The sequence below is a fragment of the Brevundimonas sp. GW821-FHT02A10 genome (genome assembly GCF_059422025.1).
On sequence record NZ_JBWKWC010000001.1, the window covers coordinates 1 to 20012 of the forward strand.

Consider the following 20012-nt stretch of genomic DNA (forward strand, 5'->3'; position numbering starts at 1 on the left):
CGGTTGGGCGACAGGTTCGGCGGCGCGGGCGGCCGCAGCGCGGGCGGCCAACTGCTGGGCCTCGAAGCGGCGAGCGAGCTTTTCGGTCAGCTCCTGGGCCTTGGCGGGCGGCATCTGGGCCAGGATGGCGGCCAGACCGCGCGGACGCATGGCGGCGGCGACCGGCAAACGCACATCGTCGGACAGGGTGTTGAACACGGCGGCGGCCTCACGCGGGCGCATGGCCGAATAGACGGCGACCAGGCGGTCGGTCTCGGCCTTGGCCTTGGCGTCGACCTGACCCAGCATGCCCTGGATCTCGACCTTGATGGCGTTCAGGGCCTGGACCTTGGCGTCCAGCTTCTGCTCGGCGGCGACCATCAGCGGCAGGGTGGTCGAGAAGTCGGCGTCGCGGGCGTCCAGCTCCTTGCGGCGCGTCGACAGCGACTGGATGATCCGCAGTTCGGCCGGGGAAATCCCCGCCTGCTGGGCCAGCTGTTCCGGCGTCAGGGCGCAGACGGCGGGCGGCGCCTTGGGCACATCCGTATTGCCGGGCGCCGGGGCGACCGCACCCGCGGCGTCCTCGGCCCAGGCCTTGGCGCCCTCGAACAGGCCGGGACCTGCGCCGACGGCGCGCACCGCCACAACCCCGCCGATGGCGATGGCGATGAGCGGCAGGAGGCGAGGAACTTTGGCCATCAGAACAGGTCTCGGTACTCAGAAAAGGGAGGGTTCGGCGTTCACGCCGCGAAGAGATCGTCGTCCAGACTACGCCGGGCCTTGTTGAGGCTCTGTTGCGCGGCTTGGTTAGCGGTGAGGGCCGACATGATGGCGCTGACGTTGTCGCGGCCGGGCGCAGGCGCGGCGTTGCGAGCCGAATTCATGCCCGAGATGCGCTCGGCCAGGGCGGCCATGCGCAGGGCGCGGTCCTCGTCGTCGGGCAGGCCGTGGATGAGCGGATTGCGCAGCGCAGGCGGCGCGCGAACGGGCTCGGGCTCGGGTTCACGGATGATCTCGGGCTCGCGCAGAACCGCCGGAGCAGGCCCCGACAGACCGCGCGACTGGCGGGCGATCAGCACGTCCAGTTCCTGCTTGACCGCGCGGGCCTTGAGGATGCGGTCGTGCAGCATGTCGGCCTCGTCGCCCGCGGCGCTCAGGGCCCGCAGCGCGTTCTCGGCGCGGCCGGCGGCCTGGTTCAGCTCGGTCACGGCGCCGGCGAAGGCCAGCTGGCCGGCGCGCAGGGCCGTCAGCTTCTTCTCCAGACGGATGCCGTAGCCGATGGCGGCGACCAGCAGCAGCATCAGGAAGGAGTCGAGGACGATGCCGATCATGAGCGTTTCACCCGGGTCAGGCTGCTCGCGACCTCGACGCTGATGGGCGCTTCGACACGAACGGCGATGTGCTGGCCCTTGCGGCCCATTCGGCCCGTCGTAACCGGAATCGGTCCGCAACGGATCGAGATGTCGCTATCCGGAGTCGCGTTCAGCATGAAGGTGTCGCCGACCTTCAGATTGAGAACCGTAGACAGGGGGGCCTGCTGTTCGTCGAGGACTGCGCGGACCTCGGTGTCCGTGGTCCAGAGCTCGGTGGCGAGGTGGCCTTCCCAGATGTTGTCGCGGCCGAACTTCTCGCCCATGAACTGCTGCAGCAGCATTTTCCGGATGGGTTCGAGAGTGGCATAGGGCAGCAGCAGCTCGACCCGGCCGCCGCGATCTTCCATGTCGATGCGCAGCTTGACCAGGATGGCGGCGTTGGCCGGGCGCGCGATGGCGGCGAAGCGCGGGTTGGTTTCCAGACGGTCCAGGTTGAAGTGGACGGGCGTCAGCGGCTCGAAGGCGGCCTGGGCATCGGCCAGGATGACCTCGACCATCCGCTGCACCAGCACCCGTTCGATGGTGGTGTAGGGTCGGCCCTCGATGCGCAGGGCCGCGGTGCCGCGACGCCCGCCCAGCAGGACGTCGACGATCGAATAGATCAGGTTGGAATCGACCGTCAGAAGGCCGTAGTTGTCCAGCTCCTCGGCCCGGAACACCGCCAGGATGGCCGGCAGCGGGATGGAGTTCAGATAGTCGCCGAAACGGATCGACGAGATATTGTCCAGCGACACCTCGACGTTGTCGGAGGTGAAGTTGCGAAGCGACGTCGTCATCAGCCGCACCAGGCGGTCGAAGACGATCTCGAGCATCGGCAGACGCTCGTAGCTGACGAGCGCGGAGTTGATGATAGCGCGGATGCCGGTCCGTTCGGAACCGTCGTCGTCGCCCAGATCAAAGCCCAGCAGGCTGTCGATCTCATCCTGGTTCAGGACGCGTTCGGACGCCGCGCTGCGGAACTCGTCACCCAGGCCGGCGTCTGCGAACTCGGTGTCGCTCATTACTGGATCAACATCTTCTCGATGAGGACCGCGTCGACCTTGCCCGGGGCGGCGATCAGATTGACCCGCCGCAGGATTTCGGCGCGCAGCTGGTAGCTGCCGGCCGAACCGGCCATGTCTTCGGGACGCAGTTCGCGCAGGAAGCCCTGGAACATGTCCTGCATCCGCGGCATCTGCTCCTGCAGGGTGGAGGCCAGGTCGGCGTCCTTCATCTCCAGCGTCAGCTTCAGCTGCATATGGGTCGGGCGGCCATCGGCCGACTGGATGTCCACCACCATGTCCGGCAGGGTCAGGAAGGTGACGCCGTCAGGCCCCTCGGAAACGACGCCCAGCGACGGATCGGCGGCGGCCTCGCCCTCGCCTTCCTTGGCTGCGCCGTGGCCGCCCTTCTTTTCTTCCTTCTTGCCGTGACCCTCGGCCTTTTCCTCGCCGTGACCGCCTGCGGCCTCGCCGTGCTCGCCCTCGGCGGCGGCGTCAGCCTTGGGCTGCATCATGACGAAGGCCGCCGCGCCGCCGCCGCCCAGCACCACGAGCGCGGCGACGGGGGCGATAATGAACAGCAGGGGCAGCTTCTTCTTGGCGGGTTCGCCATCGACCTCATGGCCGTGGGCCACGGCGATGTCGGTCGCCGCGTCGTCTGGCGGCCCCTTCTTCTTGCCAAGCTTCAACATGCGTCCGACGCCCCGGAATGATTCCAGCCTCCAGATGCAGCCAGTTTGGTTAACGCGAGATTGAAATCCGGCAAATCCTGCCGGGCGCCAGAGGTCGAAAACGGCTCAAATCCCCGCCACGCCTGCATTAACCCTGTTGGCACGGTCGTTGCGTGGTCCCTTAACGAAGGAGCCCGCCCCGTGGAAAACGCCGCCTATATCGGACTGTCACGCCAGATGACGCTGCGCCGCGAGCTGGACATCGTGGCGAACAACATCGCCAACGCGAACACGACCGGCTTCAAGGTCGAGCAGCTGCTGGTCGGGACCGAGGTCGGCGCCCGCGCCCGCAACGACTCGATCAAGCCCGGCGCCAGCTTCGTCCTGGACAACGGCGTCGGCCGCGACTTTGGCCAGGGCGCCCTGCAGCAGACCGGCCGCGACCTGGACTTCGGCATCGAGGGCGAAGGCGCCTTCTTCACGGTCAACGACGGAACCGCCGACGCCTATACCCGCGACGGCGCCTTCACCCTGGACCCGACCGGCAAGCTGGTCACCAAGGCGGGACTGGCCGTTCAGGGCGACGGCGGCGACATCATTCTGGACCCCGCCAAGGGCGCGCCGGTCATCGGCGAGGACGGCACCATCAGCCAGAACGGCGCCCTCGTCGGCCGCCTGACCCTGGCCCGCTTCGACACCCTGGCCGCCCTGTCCAAGGACGGCGACGGCCTCTACCGAAACCGCTCCAACGCCACCCCGATCGACGCCACGGGCGCCAAGATCCGCCAGGGCTCGCTGGAAGCGTCCAACGTCAATCCCCTGACCGAGATCACCTCGATGATCGAGATCAGCCGCGCCTACGAACAGGCGACCAAGATGATCGAAAACGTCAACGACCTGTCCAAGCGCGCCGTCGAGCGCCTTGGTCGGGCGAACTAGGAGGGCCGTTAGATGCGCGCTCTGAGAACCGCAGCTTCGGGCATGGCCGCCCAGCAGCTGAACGTGGAAGTCATTTCCAACAACATCGCGAACATGAACACCGTCGGCTACAAGCGCCAGCGGGCCGAGTTCCAGGACCTGATGTACCAGAACGTCGAGCGGATGGGCGCGCAGTCGTCCAGCGCCGGCACCGTGGTCCCGACGGGCATCCAGGTCGGCCTCGGCGTCAAGGCGGGCAGCGTTTACCGGATCACCGAACAGGGCACGCCGGGCCGCACCGACAACCAGTACGACGTCGCCATCGACGGCCACGGCTACTTCCAGGTCACCCTGCCCTCGGGCGAGATCGGCTATACCCGCGCCGGCAACTTCTCGCTGAGCCCCGAAGGCACGCTCGTCACTGAGGACGGCTATGCCGTCGAGCCGGCGATCACCATCCCCCAGAACGCCGTCGACACGATCATCTCCAAGACCGGCGAGGTCTCGGTCAAGATCGACGGGCAGGTGGATCCGCAGGTCGTGGGCCAGCTGGAAATCGCCAACTTCTTCAACGAAGCGGGTCTGGAAGCCGTTGGCGACAACCTGCTGATGGAAACCGCGGCCTCAGGCCCGGCCAATGTCGCGGCGCCCGGCGAGCCCGGCTTCGGGCAACTTCTGCAGGGCTACACCGAAAGCTCCAATGTCGACGCCGTCAGCGAGATCAGCGCCCTGATCGTCGCCCAGCGCGCCTACGAAATGAACTCCAAGGTCATCTCGACCGCCGACGACATGATGTCGGTGACCTCCCAGGTGAAGAGCTAGGTCATGCGCATCGCCATCGCCCTCCTCCTGTCTCTCCCCACCCTCGTCCTGGCCGCCCCGGCGCTCGCGGGGCCCGTCACCCTCAAGGCCCAGCCGGTCGACGACGACGGCCGCGTCACCCTCGGGGAGATCTTCGACGGCGCTGGAGCCGCGTCGAACGTGGTCGTCGGCACGCGCGCCGGCCCTTCGATCATCTTCGAGGCGGGCCAGCTCCAGGGCCAGGCCCTGCGCGCCGGGCTGCAATGGTCGAACCCGCAGGGTCTGAGCCGCGTCGTAGTGCGTCAAGGCTCGGCCTCGCCCGCCGTCCTGACCCCGGCATCGACCGGCCCCGCCGCATCCGGCGCCTCCGCCACGGCGGGCCGTCCGGGCGCCACGGTCGACGTCCTGACCTATGCCCGCAACCTGAACACCGGCGACGTCATTCAGCCCGAGGACGTCGTCTGGACCACCCTTCAGGCCCATATGGCCCCGGCCGGCGGTCCCCAGGACGCCGATCGGGTCATCGGCCTCAGCGCCAAACGCCCGCTGCGCGCCGGGGCCCCGGTCGCCACGCGGGACCTGGCCTCCCCCCAGGTCATCGCCCGCAACGACATGGTCGAGGTCACCTATGACGTCGGTGGCGTGAAGCTGACGGTCACTGGCCGCGCCACCCGCAACGCCGCCATCGGCGAGCCCGTCTCCGTGCTCAACACCACCTCCAACCGCACCATCGATGCGGTCGCCACCGGTCCCGGCCAGGCGATCGTCGGCCCGGCGGCCCAGGCCGCCCGCGCCAATCCCCAACAGTTCGCCGCTCGCTAGGAGCCTGCCGTCATGCGTACCGTCCTGATCCTGTCCGTCACCGCCGCCGCCCTGTCCCTGGGCGCCTGCTCCACCGCCGTCGAAGCCGTGCGCGGCCCCGAACTGGCGCCGATCGGCTATCCTGCGTCTCTGGTCCCGACCAGCCAGACCTACCAGCCCTCCCCCGAGGAGCAGGCCGCCATCCGCGCCCGTCAGAACGGCGCCATGGCCGCCAGCGCCAACAGCCTGTGGCGCACCGGCGCCCGCACCTTCTTCGGCGACCAGCGCGCGCGCCGCGTCGGTGACATCCTGACCGTCTCGATCTCGATCGACGACAAGGCCCAGACCTCCAACTCGACCACCCGCGCCCGCACCAACGACAGCTCGGCCGGCGTCAGCCATCTGTTCGGGCTGGAAAGCAGCCTGGGACGCATCCTGCCGGGCGATTTCGACCCTTCGAACATGGTCGGAATGTCGGGTTCGAGCAACGCCACGGGCTCCGGCGCCGTCAGCCGCTCGGAAAAGGTCGACCTGACCATCGCCGCCGTGGTCACCGAGGTCCTGTCGAACGGGAACCTCGTCATCCAGGGTCGGCAAGAAGTGCGCACCAACCGCGAAATCCGCGAACTGACCGTCGCCGGCATCGTGCGCCCGGAAGATATTTCCTCGGCCAACACCATCAACCACACCCAGATCGCCGAGGCCCGCATCAGCTACGGCGGCCGTGGCGACATCAGCCGCGTCCAGGCGACCCCGGCCGCCCAGGCCCTGGTCGAGCGTTTCAGCCCGTTCTAGTGGGCCTGTCGCGTGGTCGCGCTGCTTGAAGCTGGAATTGGAAAGGGGCCGCGCGATGCGCGGCCCCTTTTGCGTGTCAGCCCTGCGCCGGCGCCCGGGCCTCGCGGTAGGCCACCATGAAGGGCGCGACGAGAATGACGGTGGTCAGGGCCAGAGCCAGAGACAGGATAATCAGCAGACCGCCCGCGGCGATCAGGCCTGCCGGACCGGCCGCGCCGCCCGTCATGCCGATTGAAATCGGCAGGGCGATGATCCCCAGCAGAAGCATGACGACGAAGGCCATGAAGCCCGCGATGATCGCCATGCCGATCAGGGGCCAGAACAGACCGGCGGTCGCGGCCCATCCGGCCTTCAGATCGATCCGCCCCTGTACGAAGGCGGCCGGCGCCACCAGGACCAGACGCACCGACAGATAGAGGCTCACCAGCATCACCACGACCTCGATCAGCAGGGCCAGGCCGGCGCCGCCTGCGCCTCCGGCCAGGGTCGCCAGCAGTTCGCCGCCCTGGCTGACGATCAGGGACACCAGGGTGATGATCACCTGGGCGCCGAAAACCCGGAGCTCATCGGGGCCCAGCCGAAGGAAACCGAACCTGTCTCCGCCCGACTGGCGCATGGCGCGATAGATGGCCGGCAGCAGGATGGCCTGCATCAGAAGGCTGACGGGAACTGTAGCCATGGCGGCATAGGAGAACCGGGCCGTCATGGCGGCCGACGGCTGGGTGGCGCCGCCGGATGCGAGGACAGAGCGGAACTCGTCCGCAACCGGGCTGAGGATTGGCATGGCGATGAACGCCATCGCGACCACGGCCACCAGCGACACCAGCGCCCAGGCCACGACGGCCAGCGGATGGTGACGGGTCACCCTGAAGCCTTCGAAGGCGGCCTCCGTTGCCGAAAAACTCATCCATTCACTCCCGAGGCGACTCTCTCGCCGCCGCTCATAGCGCGGGGCCGGGACGACGTCGCCCTTCTTTCAAAGACTTGGGGTTCGCGACTTCACTGCCAGACCCCAAGAAGTTCATGGGTTTCCAGCCGCCGATAAGCCGCGCCGAGGAAGGCGCTGGTCAGGGGCCACTGGATCGCGACCAGCGTCAGGATCGCGACCGCGCCCGCCGCCTTGCCGCCCAGAACGCCCACCGCGACCAGCCCCAGCCAGATCAGACCCGGAACCGCGCAGGCGATCAGCCCGGCCAGCAGCGGCAGGATGGCCCGGTTGGTCAGACCCGTCGCCGTCAGGGAAATCATCTGGCCGCGTCCAACCGTCGCGGGGGCATACAGGCACAGCCGCACCGCGAACAGCACCGGCGCGCCCAGCACCACCAGCGTCACCCCCGCCAGCAGGATCAGCTTCCACGCCGGACCGACGGCGGCCCAGTCTCGCGCCTTGACCGCCTCGGCGTTCAGGCCCGCCCCGCCGAACAGGGCCAGCGCCACGAGGAACAGCAGGGCCAGCATGATGCTCATGAACAGGGCGCACAGCAGGGTCGCCCCCGCCAGCCGCGCCTCGGGCCTGCCCAATTGCAGTCCGCCGGGACGCAGACCCGCGCGCCGCGCCGCCGCCAGATCGCCCGCCGTCCCGATCCGCGTGGTCGCCCCGAAGGCCGCCAGCCCGGCGATCAGAGCGAGGGCCGTCAGCAGCAGCCCCGCTCCCTGCGACAGACGCAGCAGGATGGCGGCCAAGGCCAGAACCGCCGTGAGGGCCAAGGCCGGACCGGCCCCCCGCGCCATCTCGCCCATCCGCCCCACCGCCTCGGTCAGGACCTCGATCAGATCCAGCCGCTTCCTTGCAGGCGATTCCGCCATTCGCTACCCCCGTCTTCGCGGTCACTCTAGCGCCTGTCCCGTCGCCGCGACCAGACGAATGCTGACGAACGGCCTCGGGGGCACTAGAAGGCCCGCCATGACTTCTTCTTCCGACATCAAGCCCATCCACGTCATCGGCGGAGGCCTCGCCGGCTCCGAGGTCGCCTGGCAGATCGCCAGCGCCGGCGTGCCCGTCATCCTGCACGAGATGCGCGGCGTTCCCGGCGTGAAGACCGACGCCCACCACACCGACGGTCTGGCCGAACTGGTCTGCTCCAACTCCTTCCGTTCCGACGACTGGGAGCACAACGCCGTCGGCCTGCTGCATGCCGAGATGCGGGCGCTGGACTCGATCATCATGTCCTGCGGCGACGCCCATCAGGTCCCGGCGGGCGGCGCCCTGGCCGTCGACCGCGACGGGTTCTCGCAGGCCGTAACGGCGAAGCTGGAGGCCCACCCGCTGGTCACCATCCAGCGCGAGGAGATCGCGGGCCTGCCGCCCGAGGACTGGGACAGCGTCGTCGTCGCCACCGGCCCCCTGACCTCCCCCGCCCTGGCCGAAGCCATCCTGACGCTGACCGGCGAGGAGAGCCTGTCGTTCTTCGACGCCATCGCCCCCATCGTCCATGCTGAGTCGATCGACTTCGACATCGCCTGGCGCCAATCGCGCTACGACAAGGAGGGCCCCGGCGGAGACGCCGCCGCCTACGTCAACTGCCCCATGAACAAGGAGCAGTACGAGGCCTTTATCGACGCCCTGCTGGACGGTCCCAAGGCCGAGTTCAAGGAGTGGGAGAACGTCCCCTATTTCGACGGGTGCCTGCCCATCGAGGTCATGGCCGAGCGCGGCCGCGAGACCCTGCGTCACGGTCCGATGAAGCCCGTCGGCCTCACCAACCCGCGCGATCCGCTGGTCAAGGCCCACGCCATCGTCCAGCTGCGTCAGGACAATGCGCTCGGCACCCTGTTCAACATCGTCGGCTTCCAGACCAAGCTGAAACACGGCGCACAGGCCGAGGTCTTCCGCATGATCCCGGGCCTGCAGGACGCCCAGTTCGCTCGCCTCGGCGGCCTGCACCGCAACACCTATCTGAACTCGCCCCACCTGCTGGACCGTCAGTTGCGCATGAAGTCCATGCCGCGCCTGCGCTTCGCCGGTCAGGTGACCGGGGTCGAAGGCTATGTCGAAAGCGCCGCCACGGGCCTGCTGGCCGGCCGCCTCGCCGCCGCCGAACGCCTCGGCAAGCCGCTGGACGCCCCCGAGGGCCACACCGCCCTGGGCGCCCTGGTCGAGCACATCACCGGCGGCCATCTGGACGGCGCCAAATTCCAGCCGATGAACATCAACTACGGACTGCTGCCACCCCTTGACGCACCCAAGGTGGATGATGAGGGCAAGAAGATCCCGCTCAAGGAACGCGGCCGGGCCAAGAAGCGTCTGATGAGCATCCGGGCTCTGGAGGCCCTCAGAGCCTGGCGGGACGCGGCTGCCGCCTGACAGTCTCGCCGCCCGCCCTTGAGGATGTGACCATGTCCCTGCCCGACGCCTGCCAGGACTTCGATTTCCAGATCGGACGCTGGACCGTCAAACATCGCCGGCTGCGCGAGCGTCTGGCGGGTTGCACCGACTGGGACGCCTTCGACGGCGCCTGCGAGATGCGTACGGTGCTGGGGGGCGACGGCAATATCGAGGACAATGTCCTGTATTTCCCGAGCGGGACGATCCGCGCCATCGCGATCAGGTCATATGATCCGGCGGCGAACGCCTGGGCCATCTGGTGGCTGGCCTCCAATGATCCGCATCGCATGGACGTGCCCGTGGTTGGCCGTTTCGAGGACGGCGACGGGACCTTCCTCGCCGAGGACACCCTGAATGGCCGCCCCATCCTGACCCGCTTCCTGTGGCTGAACACCCGGACCGAAACGCCCCGCTGGGAACAGGCCATGTCAGCCGACGGCGGCACGAGTTGGGAAACCAACTGGACCATGGATTTCACGAGGGCCTGAAGGTCGACTTGCGTCTGGCGCGACGATACCACCGATGTTCAAGTTCGACGTCCTCCCCCTCGAGTCTGAATGCCCTCTCCGTCCGAAACCGTGAAGATCGCCATCCGGCGGCGCATCAACGAGCTGTTCAACGACTATGAGCGCGGCGAGCGGCCGGCCCTGCGCCGCGCCGACGCCCTGTTCCCGACCGACTCTGTCGCCTGGCGGGTCAATGGGGACATCGTCACCATGATGATCGGCGGGGTCTCGGGCCTGCTGCTGCAGATGCTGCATCCCGCGGTGCTGGCGGGCGTCTGGGACCATTCCGACTTCCGCGCCGACATGCATGGGCGGCTTCGGCGGACGGCCAAATTCATCGCCGTCACCACCTATGACCATGCCGCCGCCGGAAACGCCGCCATCGACAAGGTCCGGCGCATTCACGACAAGCTGGGCGGGACCCTGCCCGACGGCACGCCTTATCGCGTCAGCGACCCGGCCCTGCTGGCCTGGGTGCATGTGACCGAGACGATCAGCTTCCTCGACAGCTGGGTCCGCTATGCCGAGCCGACCATGTCCCTGGCTGATCAGGACGCCTATCTGGCCGAGATGGCGCGCATCGGCCGGGCCCTGGGCGCCGATCCCGTCCCGGCCAATCGCGCGGAAGCCGAGGCCCTGATCCAGTCGATGCGGCCCCAGCTCAAGGCCGACGCCCGCACGACCGAGGTCGCCGCCCTGGTCATGCGCCAGAAGGTCGGCGGCGTCTTCGAGGACATTTCGGCCGATCTGATCATGCAGGCCGGCGCGGACCTGCTACCCGACTGGGCGCGCGAGATGCACGGATTGCCCAGAGCCTCGGCCGTCGCCAGGGCCGGCGCCCGAACGATGCAACGCACTCTCGACTGGACCTACACCGGCTCGCCCAACCGTCAGGTCTGGCCGCCGGAGGTCCTGTCCTGGCCGAACGGCAATCCGCGCTAGCTAGATCCGGCCCCTGAGGCTGGCCCACAGCAGCTTCAGCCGCTTGGTCCCCTCGCCGCGTTCGGCGCCCGACAGGGTCGCATGGGCCACCGCCGGGAAGGCCGCCGTCGGCAGGCCTTTCAGCCCCGCATTGGCCGCGCCCCGCAGGGCCTTCGCCTCCTCGGCCCGACCGACCTGGGTCAGACCCCGGACGCGCCCGGCCTCGACCACGGCGGCGTCATGGCCCTCCCCCGCCAGAATGCGCACCGCCGCCTGCGTCGGCCCGACGTAGAAGGCGTCCAGATCGTGCGGCTCGCCATGCACCCGGCCGACATGGGCCTCGATCAGGGCGTCGAAGACGGCGCGGTCCAGCGGTCTGCGTCCCGCCGCCGCCGTCAGGGCCTCCAGCACCGGATGGCCCTTCCTCGCCTGCCCCGAGAAGACCCCGTCCATCTGATCCCGCCACCAGACGTAGCGCATCTCGGCCAGCATCGGCTGGGTGACCCGCGTCGGGATGGTCAGCAGTTCGGCCTCGAAGGCGTAAAGGGCGATCAGGTCCGCGCGCGCGTCCAGATCGCCAACGAACCGGCTGGACAGCCATCGGTCGGGATCGGCGGCGCGCACCTGAGCGTCGAGATCACTCTCGCTCACGACGACACCGGCTTGCGGATGAGGGTCCAGCCGAAAGCCAAAATGAAAAGGTCCACCGAACCCTCAAGGATTCGCTGGATCACGCCGCCCGGCTCGGCCTCGGCGATCACCCCGGCGAACCCGACGGTGGCCAGAACCGCGCAGACCAGGGCCATGATCGCCACCCCCTTGCGGCCCTCACGGCGCGCCACGAGAGCTGCAAGCGGAAGGGCGAGAATCCCCGTCAGATAGCCGGTCCCGCCGAACAGGTCGTGCATCAGGGCGTTGAAGGAGGCGTCCGCCCGGCCACATTCGAACTCACAGGGATAGACGCCCGCCGCCGCAAGGGACACGCCATACCAGCCCAGCCCCAGCCAGACGGCGATCGCCAGCCCGCTCCTGCGCGACAACCAGGCCCCGATCAGGCAGCCGGCGGCGACCAGCAGGCCGCTGGGCACAAAGCCCCACCAGCTGACGGCCGGACCGGCTACGGCGCCGGTCGCGCCAAGTTCACTGATGTACTGCGAGACATGGCTGTATCCGGGGTAGGCAGCTCCGGCCCAGACGATGGTGACCAGTTGGATCAGAAATCCCGCGACCAGAAGCCCGAACGCGACACGGCCCGCCGTCATCGTTAGATCAGCCGTACAACGGCTGCATGGTGAGGAAGGTCAGCATCGGCAGGCTGAGCAGCAGATTGACGCGCGTGGCCAGCATCGCGACCCGCGCGGCCTTCGCGCGGGTGTCTTCGTCAAGTTCAACCTGTCCTTGGCCGAGGTTGAGCGCCCGCCTCTGGTTGGGCCAAATCAGGGCCCAGGTGTTGAAGAACATAATCAGAGCAAGCCAGGCTGCGACGCCCAGCCCCACATACCCCGGGTCGCCGGGTGCGAAGCCCTCAAACAGGCCCATGCTCATGATCTCGGCAAGATAGGTGCCGGAATGGGCGATCATGGCGAGGGTGCCAAACCCGACTGTCGCCAAGGATCCCCAGCGGACCCAGACCAGGGCCTCGGGCGAGATATAGAGGTTGATTACCGACTTCTGCTCGGCCGGGATCTGCGACATGACCCGCAACTGCACGGCGTTGAAATAGTAGAGCAGGCCCAGCCAAAGCACAGTGGACACGGAAGCGGCCCAGTTGAGCACGGCGCGCGCGAACTCGCGATCGAAGCCCCGCGGGGTAATGAAGCCCGTGGCGACCAGCAGCAGGGCCGCCAGGACCAGGCCAAGAATGACGGTGTTGCGGAAATTGGTCAGCAGTCCGGCCATGCGTCAGCCCTCCCCCGGGTGATGAGTCGTCTGCCCTACATACATCTCCCTCTCCCCGCAGGGAGAGGGAAAGATGATGTCGCTACGGGCGGCTGGCCATGCCGAGCTTGACCGGCTTGGCGTCCTCGTTGAGTTCGCCGCGCTTGACGCCCCACAGCAGGATGATCGGCGCCCCGACATAGATCGAGGAATAGGTGCCGATGATGATCCCGAACATCAGGGCGATGGAGAAGCCGCGCAGGGCCTCGCCGCCGAAGATGGCCAGGGCCGCCAGAACCAGCACGGCGGTGACGCCGGTGATGATGGTGCGGGTCAGGGTCTCGTTCAGCGACAGGTCGATCACGTCGCGCAGCGGCATGGTCTTGTACTTGCGCAGGTTCTCACGAAGACGGTCGAACACGACCACGGTGTCATTCATCGAATAACCGATGACGGTCAGGATGGCCGCGACCATGTTCAGGCTGAACTCAAGGCGCAGCACCACGATCAGACCGAAGGTCAGGATCACGTCGTGTAGCAGGCCGGCGACGGCGCCAAAGCCGAACTGCGGCTCGAACCGGAACCAGATGTAGGCGAACATCAGGACGATGGCGCAGCCCAGGGCCAGCAGACCCGAGGTGAACAGTTCGCCCGAGACCTTCGAACCCACGACGCTGACGCCCGAATAGGTCACCTGACCGGTGGCGGCGGTGATGGCGCTCTCGACCTCATTGACGACGGTGGTCTGGTCCTTGCCCTCCGGCACCTGGAATTTGACGACGGCGGTGGAGCCGTCATCGACGTTGGTGTCCAGACGGGCGATGCCCTGCACCCCGACATCACCGAGGTTCAGGCCGGCGACGGATTCACGCACCTTCTCCAGCTCGATCACCTGACCGGCGGGTTTGGACACTTCCAGCGAGGCGCCGCCCCGGAAGTCGATGCCCATGTTCAGGCCGGGCACGAAGCAGCCGACGATGGAGGCGACGCAGACGATGATCGACAGGACGGCGGCATAGCGCGCGTATTTGACGAAATGCAGATTGGTCTTCTGGGGAAGGACCTTGATCAGGGGCCACCAGTTCATCGGACAGTCTCCGGGTCGGCGATCGGCAGTTTCTTGGGCTTGGCCACCTTGAGCCAGTAGCCGAGCAGCACCTGGGCGACGAGCACCGAGGAGAAGACCGAGGTGAACACCCCGATGGTCAGGGTCCAGGCGAAGCCCCGCACCGGGCCCGCGCCGAAGATGAACATGATGGCCGCGGCCACCAGGGTCGTCAGGTTGGCGTCGATGATGGTGCCCATGGCCTTGTTGAAGCCGGCGTCCATCGAGGCGATCACCGATCGGCCCGCCCGGGCCTCGTCACGCATCCGCTCATAGATCAGCACGTTGGCGTCGACGGCCACGGCGAAGGTCAGCACCAGACCGGCGATGCCGGGCAAGGTCAGCGACGCCTGGGTCAGAGACATGGCGGCGATGATCAGCAGGCCGTTCAGGAACAGCCCAACCACCGAGATGCCGCCGAACAGGAAGCCATAGGCCCCCAGCATGAAGACCACGATGATGATGAAGCCGATGATCGTCGAAATGCCGCCCTTCTGAACCGCGTCCGCGCCCAGTTCGGCGGTGACGGTCCGCCGTTCCTCGACCTTCAGCGGAGCCGGCAGGGCGCCGCCGTTCAGCAGATTGACCATCTCAGAGGCCTCCTGGATGGAGAACCGGCCGGTGATCTGGCCTGAACCGTTGGGAATGGTCGACTGGATGCGCGGCGCCGAGATCACCTTGCCGTCCAGGATGATGGCGAAGCGCTTGCCGATGTTCTCGCTGGAGGTCGCCTGGGCGAAGCGTTGGGCGCCCACGCCGTCGAAGCGGAAGCCGATGGCGGTCTGGCCGTTCTGGTCGGTGGTCACGTCGGCGTGGGTCAGCTGTTCGCCGGACACCAGCACACGACGCTTGATCAGCAGCGGGGTGACGCCGTCCTCGTCCATCATCAGCACGGCGTCGGGCGGCACGGCGCCGGCGACGGCCTGCTGCACCGAGTTCTCGCTATCGACCATCTGGAAGGTCAGCTGGGCCGTCTGGCCGATGACGCGTTCCAGGGCGGCGGGATCGCTCTCACCCGGGGCCTGGACCACGATGCGGTTCGAACCCTGGCGGGTGATGGAAGGTTCCTTGGTGCCCAGGCTGTCGATCCGGCGGCGCACCACCTCGATCGACTGGTCCACGGCGCTGGCGCCCATGGTGTCGAGCGTCTGCTGGGTGAAGGCGAAGCGCAGGCGGCCATTGCCCTCGCGGGTCACGGCGCGTTCAACGACACCCTGCTGGTTCGCTCCGCCGACAAGACGACGCAGCGCCTGATAGGCGGTTTCGCTCTGGCTCTGATCGGACAGGGTGATGACGACCCCACCCTGTTCACGCTGGGTCGAGGCCACGTTGATCCCGGCGTCGCGCATGGTCACGCGGACGTCCTCGGCCAGGTTGTCGACACGCTTCGTGCGCATCGCCGGCACATCGACTTCCAGCAGCAGATAGGACCCGCCCTGAAGGTCGAGACCCAGGTTCAGTGCGTTCTTCGGAACGAAGCCCGGCAGCTTGGCGCGCTGTTCAGGGCTCAGGACGTTCGGGAACGCCAGCAGCAGCCCGAATACGAGCGACAATGCGAGAAGAACGATCTTCCAGCGCGAAAGCTGAATCATGGGAATCGACTATCCGTTTCGGCGACGCGAGGCGATCAGGCCTTGGAGATGGCTTTGGTGTCGTTGGCGGCGATAGCGGTGCGGTTGCGCACCTCGGCGATCATGCCCTTCACGACGCGGATGTTGACGCTCGGCGCGATCTCGACATTGACCTCGGCGTCTTCGACGCGGGTGACCTTGCCGATCACGCCCGACGACAGGACGACGGTGTCGCCACGCTTCACGGCGGCGATGAGGGCGGCGTGTTCCTTGGCCTTCTTCTGCTGCGGACGGATCAGCAGGAAGTAGAACATCACGAAGATCGCGACGAACGGAAGGAAGGTCACGACCTGGGCCATGATACCGCCGGCTTCACCAGTAGGCATATTTCGTATTCCCCGACGCGGGCTTGCCTCAGTCGGGCGCCCTTTGAAAATGAGGCGCGGAACCTAGGGCCGACGCCCCGACATTGCAACGCGACGTTTAGGTCAACCCGTCACGCCTGCGTCAGCGCGGCAACACCGTGAGCGGATCAATGGCCACGGGTTCGTCGCCCTGCATGTGGCGGGTCTCGAAATGCATCGACGGGCGGCCGTCGCCGGCGGTCAGGCCGACGGTGCCGATCTGCTGGCCCGCGCGCACGTCCGCGCCGTCCTCGACCGTCGCCGAACCGAGGTGGCCATAGACGGTGCGCCAGCCGTCTCGGTGGACGATCAGGACCGTCAGCCCCTGCCCCGCCAGGGCGTCGCCGACATAGGCCACCCGCCCGGAGGCCGAGGCCACGACGGGGGCGCCGGCCGACGCGCCGATGTTCACCCCGTTGTTGCGCTCACCCAGACCCACGGGACCGAAGCGGCGCACGATGTCCCCGCGCACCGGCCACTGCAGGCCGATTCCGCCCGCGACCGGAGCCGCCGGGGGCGTCGAAGGCGTCTGGGCCGGAACCTGGGCGGGGGGGCGGATCGGGGTCTGCGCCGGAACGACCGGCCGTGCGGGCGGCAGGGCGGCATTGCCCGCGGGCGGCGTCGGCGGTGGCGGCACTGCGCCGCCGCGCGGCACGGTCACCCCGATCGGCGCCGGGCCGGTGGCATAGGGATCGCGGCCGGTGTCGACGGCGTTTTCCGGCAGTATGATGTTCTGGCCGCTGGAGATCGAACCGCGAGGCCCCAGGCCGTTCAGGTCGATCAGGGTCTGGACAGGGGTCTGGAACCGCCGCCCGACGCCCGAGATCGTATCGCCCGGCTGGATCACATAGGCCGCCGATCCCGCCGCCACCGGCGCACGCGGCGTTCCGGGCGGGTTGTAGCTGGGCGGACTGTAGGCGGGCTCGGGCTGGCCGGACGAAGGATAGTTGGGGCTGGACGGGGCCGGGCGCGGATTGCCGGCCGGGCCGCCGTTCAGCGAACTGGTCGTCGCCGCAGGCGGCAGACCGCCGCCGTCGATGCTCTCGATCGGCGCCCGCGAGGGCGGCGGGGCCTCATTGGTCACGACCGCGCCCGGATAGGGCTGGCCCGGCTGGCCCGGATAGATCGGCGAGTTCGAAGCGGGCGGAACATTGGCCACCGCATGCGGCTGGTCGGCGCGCGTTGAATAGCGGGGCTCGGTCGGATAGCTGGCGCAGGCGGTCACGCTCAGGGCCGCGCCCGCGACGATCAGACCCTTGGTCCAGCCGCTCATTCCGCTCATCGCGCTCTCCAGATTGTCCGGTCTCGAATCCCGACCAGATGTGCCCCGCCGTTCACCATAAGCCAAGCCGCCAAACCCGGCGAAAGTGGGGAGCGAAAGTTAATGGGGCGGGTTGATCTTGCGCATATCCACGTAAACGAGCCGATTGAGGGGCTCTGCGACCTCGTCAACTGTCGCGCGCGACAGCTGCGTCTCGCCCTTTCCCAAGACGTCCATGTCCGCCCAGTCAACGCCGTGTGCGGCAAGGAAGCGCGCGACGGCCTCCGCGCGCCGCTCGCTGAGCCGCTGGTTGGCTTCGGCGCTACCCGATGTGTCCGTTCGGCCGATGACAGATATCCTGTGGTGACCCGGCCGATAGGGTGCCGTGTAGATTTGCAGTAAGTATCCGGCGTGGGTCGCGATCTCCGTCGAACCCGGATCGAAAAAGACCAGCATCTGGTCGATGTAGTTCGCGGGAGGGAGAGGTCGATCCAGCCGCTCCCCTGTAATCACGACGCCTCGGCCAACGCCTCCCGGTAGCGGTTGCAAAATCCGCACGTAACCGTCCGGCACACCTGACCTGACCAACTCTAGTTCCATCGCAAGAGATTGGGTGGCGCCGATCCCGCTCCCGGCCTCTGCGGGAGATTCATAGGCAGTGACACTCAACCGCGAGCGCTGCGGAAAATCCGCAAACCAGGCCGCCGCTTCCCGCGCCTGAACATAGCCTTCAGGCGGAAGCTCGACCTCGCCGGGCTGGAAAACCGTCGCCCACTCCTGCGCCGCCGCAGGAACGGCGCCGGCAGCCATCGGGCCAATTAGAAAAGCGAGAAATCGGAGAAGCAAGATCCGGGGCATCCGACAACTATCGGACCAACGCCAGTGTCGGGCTAGCCCTCCTTCGCCGTCCCCTCGACCAAGGGTACGAACCGCACCTCGCGCAGACTTTCGCGGTGGAAGCTGCCGTCGGGCTGGCCCGTGTAGCGGTGCAGCATCTGGACCGAGGTCTTGCCCACCGGCGCGACCAGTATCCCGCCCGGCTTCAGCTGTTTGAGCAGTTCGGTGGGTTCGGTCGGCGAGGCGGCGGTGACCATGATCCGGTCGAACGGCGCCTGCTGGCTCCAGCCCAGACCGCCGTCGGAGTGCTGGGTGATGACATTGTCGATGTCGAGTTGTCGCAGCTTGGCCTCGGCTTCCACCAGCAGGCTGCGGTAGCGCTCCACGGTATAAACATACCGCGCCAGCCGGCTCAGCACCGCGCACTGGTAGCCGCTGCCCGTGCCGATCTCCAGAACCCGGTGGCGTGGCTGGACGTCCAGCGCCTGGGTCATCAGGCCGACGATATAGGGCTGGCTGATCGTCTGGGCGCAGTCGATCGGCAGGGCCTGGTCTTCCCAGGCTTGATCTAGGAATTTCTCGTGCACGAAGACGGCGCGGTCGATGGACTCCATCGCCGACAGCACGCGCGCGTCCGTCACCCCCTGCTGACGCAGGCTCAGGATCAGTCGACCGGCGCGATCGTCCTTCAGGTTCATTCGGCGGCCAGAACCTTCGGCGGAACCCCGCCCAGCACGCCTTTCAGGTCGTTGACGCTGGCGCGGTGGGTCAGGTCGATGTGCAGGGGCGTGACCGAGATCTTCCCGTCATCCATGGCGCGCAGGTCGGTGCCCGGCGCATGGTCCTGCTTCTGACCGCGGAAGCTCATCCAGTAATAGTCGCGGCCGCGCAGGTCTGTGCGCTTGACCGGATGCATCTCGCCGATCTGGCGGAAGCCTTGGACGGTGACCTCGACCTCCTTGACCTGCTCGGGAGGCCGCGCGGGGAAGTTCAGGTTCATCACCACGCCCGGCCGCCACTCCTGCGCCAGCAGGGTCGAGATGATCGCCGGGGCGAAGGCCTCACAGGTCTCCCAGTGGGCCGTCACCTCGTCATGGAACCGGTCCAGCGACTGCGACAGGGCGATGGAGCGCACGCCGTAAGCCATGCCCTGCAGCGCCCCCGCGACCGTGCCGGAATAGGAGCAGTCCTCTCCGACATTGTGGCCGCGGTTGACGCCGGACAGCACCAGATCGGGCTTCTCGTCCATCAGATCGAAGGCCAGGACGACGCAGTCGGTCGGGGTCCCGGTCACCGAAAACCGCTTGTCGCCCAGACGGTTGACGCGCAGGGGCTCGGTCAGGGTGATGCCCCTTCCCTTGCCCGACTGCTCGGTCGCGGGCGCGACGATCCAGACGTCGTCCGTGAACGTCCGCGCGATCCGCTCCAGAGCCGCCAGCCCCTCGGCCTCGATCCCGTCGTCGTTGGTCAGCAGTATCCTCATACGCGGCGTTCGGCTCCGGTCAGATGGGGCGCATCGAGGTGGCCTCGATCACGATGTCGCCGCCGCAGTCGTTGCGGATGACGCTGTCGCCGTAGCGCAGGCTCGGCTTGCTCTTGTCCCAGTCGCGGGTGGCGCCGGTGATCTCCACCTTCACGCCGCCCAGATCCGACTGCGCCTGGCGCTGCAGGGCGTCGGGCAGGACGCCGGAAACGCAGGGACGCGCGAACGGCTGCAGCACCTGGTTCTGGTTCGCATAGAGCTGGAACTCGCCGTGCGAGAACCGGACATAGCCGGTGAAGGTCGTGTCGTTGGCCTGCGGACGCGGCTCCTCGGCGAACGCAAAGGCGGGCGTCACGGCGGTCATCAACATGCCGGCGATCAGGGAGAGGGCGACGGATTTCAT

24 protein-coding genes are annotated in these 20012 nt (G+C 67.7%); 7 read left to right on the top strand and 17 right to left on the bottom strand.

Annotation, left to right across the window (positions count from 1 at the left end):
• From AC07U0_RS00005 to AC07U0_RS00020, 4 genes are all read right to left on the bottom strand, one after another.
• Positions 1-678, bottom strand: a 678-nt coding sequence (locus tag AC07U0_RS00005; RefSeq protein ID WP_494717995.1) for a MotE family protein, incomplete at its 3' end; no start/stop codon positions are given.
• Between the two features lie 41 nt (positions 679-719).
• On the bottom strand, positions 720-1310 hold the full coding sequence (locus tag AC07U0_RS00010) for a DUF6468 domain-containing protein (protein WP_494717996.1): 591 nt from the start codon (positions 1308-1310) through the stop codon (positions 720-722).
• Positions 1307-2353 (bottom strand): flagellar motor switch protein FliM, encoded by a 1047-nt coding sequence (gene fliM, locus AC07U0_RS00015; protein WP_207868015.1) that lies wholly within the window; start codon positions 2351-2353, stop codon positions 1307-1309. Before fliM ends, AC07U0_RS00010 begins: the two co-directional genes overlap by 4 nt.
• Positions 2353-3024 (bottom strand): flagellar basal body-associated FliL family protein, encoded by a 672-nt coding sequence (locus AC07U0_RS00020; RefSeq protein WP_494717997.1) that lies wholly within the window; start codon positions 3022-3024, stop codon positions 2353-2355. Before AC07U0_RS00020 ends, fliM begins: the two co-directional genes overlap by 1 nt.
• A gap of 180 nt (positions 3025-3204) precedes the next feature.
• Between AC07U0_RS00020 and flgF the strand changes: the two genes are divergently transcribed.
• The 4 genes from flgF to flgH are packed head-to-tail and all read left to right on the top strand — an operon-like array spanning position 3205 to position 6318.
• Positions 3205-3942 carry a flagellar basal-body rod protein FlgF gene (gene flgF, locus AC07U0_RS00025; RefSeq protein WP_494717998.1) on the top strand — a complete coding sequence of 246 codons (738 nt, stop codon included), beginning with the start codon at positions 3205-3207 and terminating at the stop codon, positions 3940-3942.
• A gap of 12 nt (positions 3943-3954) precedes the next feature.
• Positions 3955-4743, top strand: a complete 789-nt coding sequence (gene flgG / locus AC07U0_RS00030; RefSeq protein WP_492947418.1) for a flagellar basal-body rod protein FlgG — start codon at positions 3955-3957, stop codon at positions 4741-4743.
• A gap of 3 nt (positions 4744-4746) precedes the next feature.
• Positions 4747-5544: a flagellar basal body P-ring formation chaperone FlgA gene (flgA, locus tag AC07U0_RS00035; RefSeq protein WP_494717999.1), complete on the top strand. Its 798-nt coding sequence runs from the start codon at positions 4747-4749 to the stop codon at positions 5542-5544.
• A 12-nt stretch (positions 5545-5556) separates the two neighbouring features.
• Entirely contained in the window at positions 5557-6318 is a 762-nt protein-coding gene (gene flgH / locus AC07U0_RS00040; RefSeq protein ID WP_494718000.1) for a flagellar basal body L-ring protein FlgH, read from the top strand.
• 76 nt (positions 6319-6394) lie between these two features.
• Here flgH and AC07U0_RS00045 read toward each other — a convergent pair whose 3' ends face one another.
• Both AC07U0_RS00045 and AC07U0_RS00050 read right to left on the bottom strand, forming a co-directional pair.
• A complete protein-coding gene (locus tag AC07U0_RS00045; RefSeq protein ID WP_494718001.1) occupies positions 6395-7225 on the bottom strand; it encodes a hypothetical protein in 831 nt (276 codons plus the stop codon).
• 92 nt (positions 7226-7317) lie between these two features.
• Positions 7318-8124 (bottom strand): hypothetical protein, encoded by an 807-nt coding sequence (locus AC07U0_RS00050; RefSeq protein WP_494718002.1) that lies wholly within the window; start codon positions 8122-8124, stop codon positions 7318-7320.
• 97 nt (positions 8125-8221) lie between these two features.
• Here AC07U0_RS00050 and trmFO point away from each other — a divergent pair, with 97 nt between their 5' ends.
• From trmFO to AC07U0_RS00065, 3 genes are all read left to right on the top strand, one after another.
• A complete protein-coding gene (trmFO, locus tag AC07U0_RS00055; RefSeq protein ID WP_494718003.1) occupies positions 8222-9622 on the top strand; it encodes a methylenetetrahydrofolate--tRNA-(uracil(54)-C(5))-methyltransferase (FADH(2)-oxidizing) TrmFO in 1401 nt (466 codons plus the stop codon).
• Positions 9623-9654: 32 nt separating this feature from the next.
• On the top strand, positions 9655-10131 hold the full coding sequence (locus AC07U0_RS00060; protein ID WP_494718004.1) for a DUF1579 domain-containing protein: 477 nt from the start codon (positions 9655-9657) through the stop codon (positions 10129-10131).
• Between the two features lie 69 nt (positions 10132-10200).
• Positions 10201-11091, top strand: coding sequence for an oxygenase MpaB family protein (locus AC07U0_RS00065; protein WP_494718005.1), 891 nt, complete (start codon positions 10201-10203; stop codon positions 11089-11091).
• Here AC07U0_RS00065 and AC07U0_RS00070 read toward each other — a convergent pair whose 3' ends face one another.
• The 11 genes from AC07U0_RS00070 to AC07U0_RS00120 all read right to left on the bottom strand — a co-directional run bounded on the left by AC07U0_RS00070 (position 11092) and on the right by AC07U0_RS00120 (position 20012).
• Positions 11092-11721 (bottom strand): squalene/phytoene synthase family protein, encoded by a 630-nt coding sequence (locus tag AC07U0_RS00070; RefSeq protein WP_494718006.1) that lies wholly within the window; start codon positions 11719-11721, stop codon positions 11092-11094.
• The gene (locus AC07U0_RS00075; RefSeq protein ID WP_494718007.1) at positions 11718-12332 is read right to left on the bottom strand and encodes a DUF998 domain-containing protein; all 615 of its coding nucleotides are present in this window, start codon (positions 12330-12332) and stop codon (positions 11718-11720) included. The genes AC07U0_RS00070 and AC07U0_RS00075 overlap by 4 nt, the downstream gene beginning before the upstream one ends.
• Before the next feature lie 7 nt (positions 12333-12339).
• Positions 12340-12969, bottom strand: a complete 630-nt coding sequence (locus AC07U0_RS00080) for a hypothetical protein (RefSeq protein ID WP_494718008.1) — start codon at positions 12967-12969, stop codon at positions 12340-12342.
• An 82-nt stretch (positions 12970-13051) separates the two neighbouring features.
• Positions 13052-14035, bottom strand: coding sequence for a protein translocase subunit SecF (secF, locus tag AC07U0_RS00085; RefSeq protein ID WP_494718009.1), 984 nt, complete (start codon positions 14033-14035; stop codon positions 13052-13054).
• The gene (secD, locus tag AC07U0_RS00090; RefSeq protein ID WP_494718010.1) at positions 14032-15645 is read right to left on the bottom strand and encodes a protein translocase subunit SecD; all 1614 of its coding nucleotides are present in this window, start codon (positions 15643-15645) and stop codon (positions 14032-14034) included. The genes secF and secD overlap by 4 nt, the downstream gene beginning before the upstream one ends.
• A gap of 35 nt (positions 15646-15680) precedes the next feature.
• Entirely contained in the window at positions 15681-16010 is a 330-nt protein-coding gene (gene yajC / locus AC07U0_RS00095; RefSeq protein WP_494718011.1) for a preprotein translocase subunit YajC, read from the bottom strand.
• Between the two features lie 121 nt (positions 16011-16131).
• Positions 16132-17310: a peptidoglycan DD-metalloendopeptidase family protein gene (locus AC07U0_RS00100; RefSeq protein WP_494718012.1), complete on the bottom strand. Its 1179-nt coding sequence runs from the start codon at positions 17308-17310 to the stop codon at positions 16132-16134.
• A 99-nt stretch (positions 17311-17409) separates the two neighbouring features.
• Positions 17410-18099 (bottom strand): OmpA family protein, encoded by a 690-nt coding sequence (locus AC07U0_RS00105; RefSeq protein ID WP_494718013.1) that lies wholly within the window; start codon positions 18097-18099, stop codon positions 17410-17412.
• 80 nt (positions 18100-18179) lie between these two features.
• A complete protein-coding gene (locus AC07U0_RS00110) occupies positions 18180-18824 on the bottom strand; it encodes a protein-L-isoaspartate(D-aspartate) O-methyltransferase (protein WP_494718014.1) in 645 nt (214 codons plus the stop codon).
• A complete protein-coding gene (surE, locus tag AC07U0_RS00115; RefSeq protein WP_494718015.1) occupies positions 18821-19609 on the bottom strand; it encodes a 5'/3'-nucleotidase SurE in 789 nt (262 codons plus the stop codon). Before surE ends, AC07U0_RS00110 begins: the two co-directional genes overlap by 4 nt.
• Before the next feature lie 19 nt (positions 19610-19628).
• A complete protein-coding gene (locus AC07U0_RS00120; RefSeq protein ID WP_494718016.1) occupies positions 19629-20012 on the bottom strand; it encodes a hypothetical protein in 384 nt (127 codons plus the stop codon).

Excerpts from the sequence above, each read along its gene's own strand:
- AC07U0_RS00010 (WP_494717996.1), bottom strand. The coding sequence starts at position 1,310 with ATGATCGGCATCGTCCTCGACTCCTTCCTGATGCTGCTGCTGGTCGCC.
- fliM (WP_207868015.1), bottom strand. The coding sequence starts at position 2,353 with ATGAGCGACACCGAGTTCGCAGACGCCGGCCTGGGTGACGAGTTCCGC.
- AC07U0_RS00020 (WP_494717997.1), bottom strand. The coding sequence starts at position 3,024 with ATGTTGAAGCTTGGCAAGAAGAAGGGGCCGCCAGACGACGCGGCGACC.
- flgG (WP_492947418.1), top strand. The coding sequence starts at position 3,955 with ATGCGCGCTCTGAGAACCGCAGCTTCGGGCATGGCCGCCCAGCAGCTG.
- flgA (WP_494717999.1), top strand. The coding sequence starts at position 4,747 with ATGCGCATCGCCATCGCCCTCCTCCTGTCTCTCCCCACCCTCGTCCTG.
- flgH (WP_494718000.1), top strand. The coding sequence starts at position 5,557 with ATGCGTACCGTCCTGATCCTGTCCGTCACCGCCGCCGCCCTGTCCCTG.
- AC07U0_RS00045 (WP_494718001.1), bottom strand. The coding sequence starts at position 7,225 with ATGAGTTTTTCGGCAACGGAGGCCGCCTTCGAAGGCTTCAGGGTGACC.
- AC07U0_RS00050 (WP_494718002.1), bottom strand. The coding sequence starts at position 8,124 with ATGGCGGAATCGCCTGCAAGGAAGCGGCTGGATCTGATCGAGGTCCTG.
- trmFO (WP_494718003.1), top strand. The coding sequence starts at position 8,222 with ATGACTTCTTCTTCCGACATCAAGCCCATCCACGTCATCGGCGGAGGC.
- AC07U0_RS00060 (WP_494718004.1), top strand. The coding sequence starts at position 9,655 with ATGTCCCTGCCCGACGCCTGCCAGGACTTCGATTTCCAGATCGGACGC.
- AC07U0_RS00065 (WP_494718005.1), top strand. The coding sequence starts at position 10,201 with ATGCCCTCTCCGTCCGAAACCGTGAAGATCGCCATCCGGCGGCGCATC.
- AC07U0_RS00075 (WP_494718007.1), bottom strand. The coding sequence starts at position 12,332 with ATGACGGCGGGCCGTGTCGCGTTCGGGCTTCTGGTCGCGGGATTTCTG.
- AC07U0_RS00080 (WP_494718008.1), bottom strand. The coding sequence starts at position 12,969 with ATGGCCGGACTGCTGACCAATTTCCGCAACACCGTCATTCTTGGCCTG.
- secF (WP_494718009.1), bottom strand. The coding sequence starts at position 14,035 with ATGAACTGGTGGCCCCTGATCAAGGTCCTTCCCCAGAAGACCAATCTG.
- secD (WP_494718010.1), bottom strand. The coding sequence starts at position 15,645 with ATGATTCAGCTTTCGCGCTGGAAGATCGTTCTTCTCGCATTGTCGCTC.
- yajC (WP_494718011.1), bottom strand. The coding sequence starts at position 16,010 with ATGCCTACTGGTGAAGCCGGCGGTATCATGGCCCAGGTCGTGACCTTC.
- AC07U0_RS00100 (WP_494718012.1), bottom strand. The coding sequence starts at position 17,310 with ATGAGCGGAATGAGCGGCTGGACCAAGGGTCTGATCGTCGCGGGCGCG.
- AC07U0_RS00105 (WP_494718013.1), bottom strand. The coding sequence starts at position 18,099 with ATGGCTGCCGGCGCCGTTCCTGCGGCGGCGCAGGAGTGGGCGACGGTT.
- AC07U0_RS00110 (WP_494718014.1), bottom strand. The coding sequence starts at position 18,824 with ATGAACCTGAAGGACGATCGCGCCGGTCGACTGATCCTGAGCCTGCGT.
- surE (WP_494718015.1), bottom strand. The coding sequence starts at position 19,609 with ATGAGGATACTGCTGACCAACGACGACGGGATCGAGGCCGAGGGGCTG.
- AC07U0_RS00120 (WP_494718016.1), bottom strand. The coding sequence starts at position 20,012 with ATGAAATCCGTCGCCCTCTCCCTGATCGCCGGCATGTTGATGACCGCC.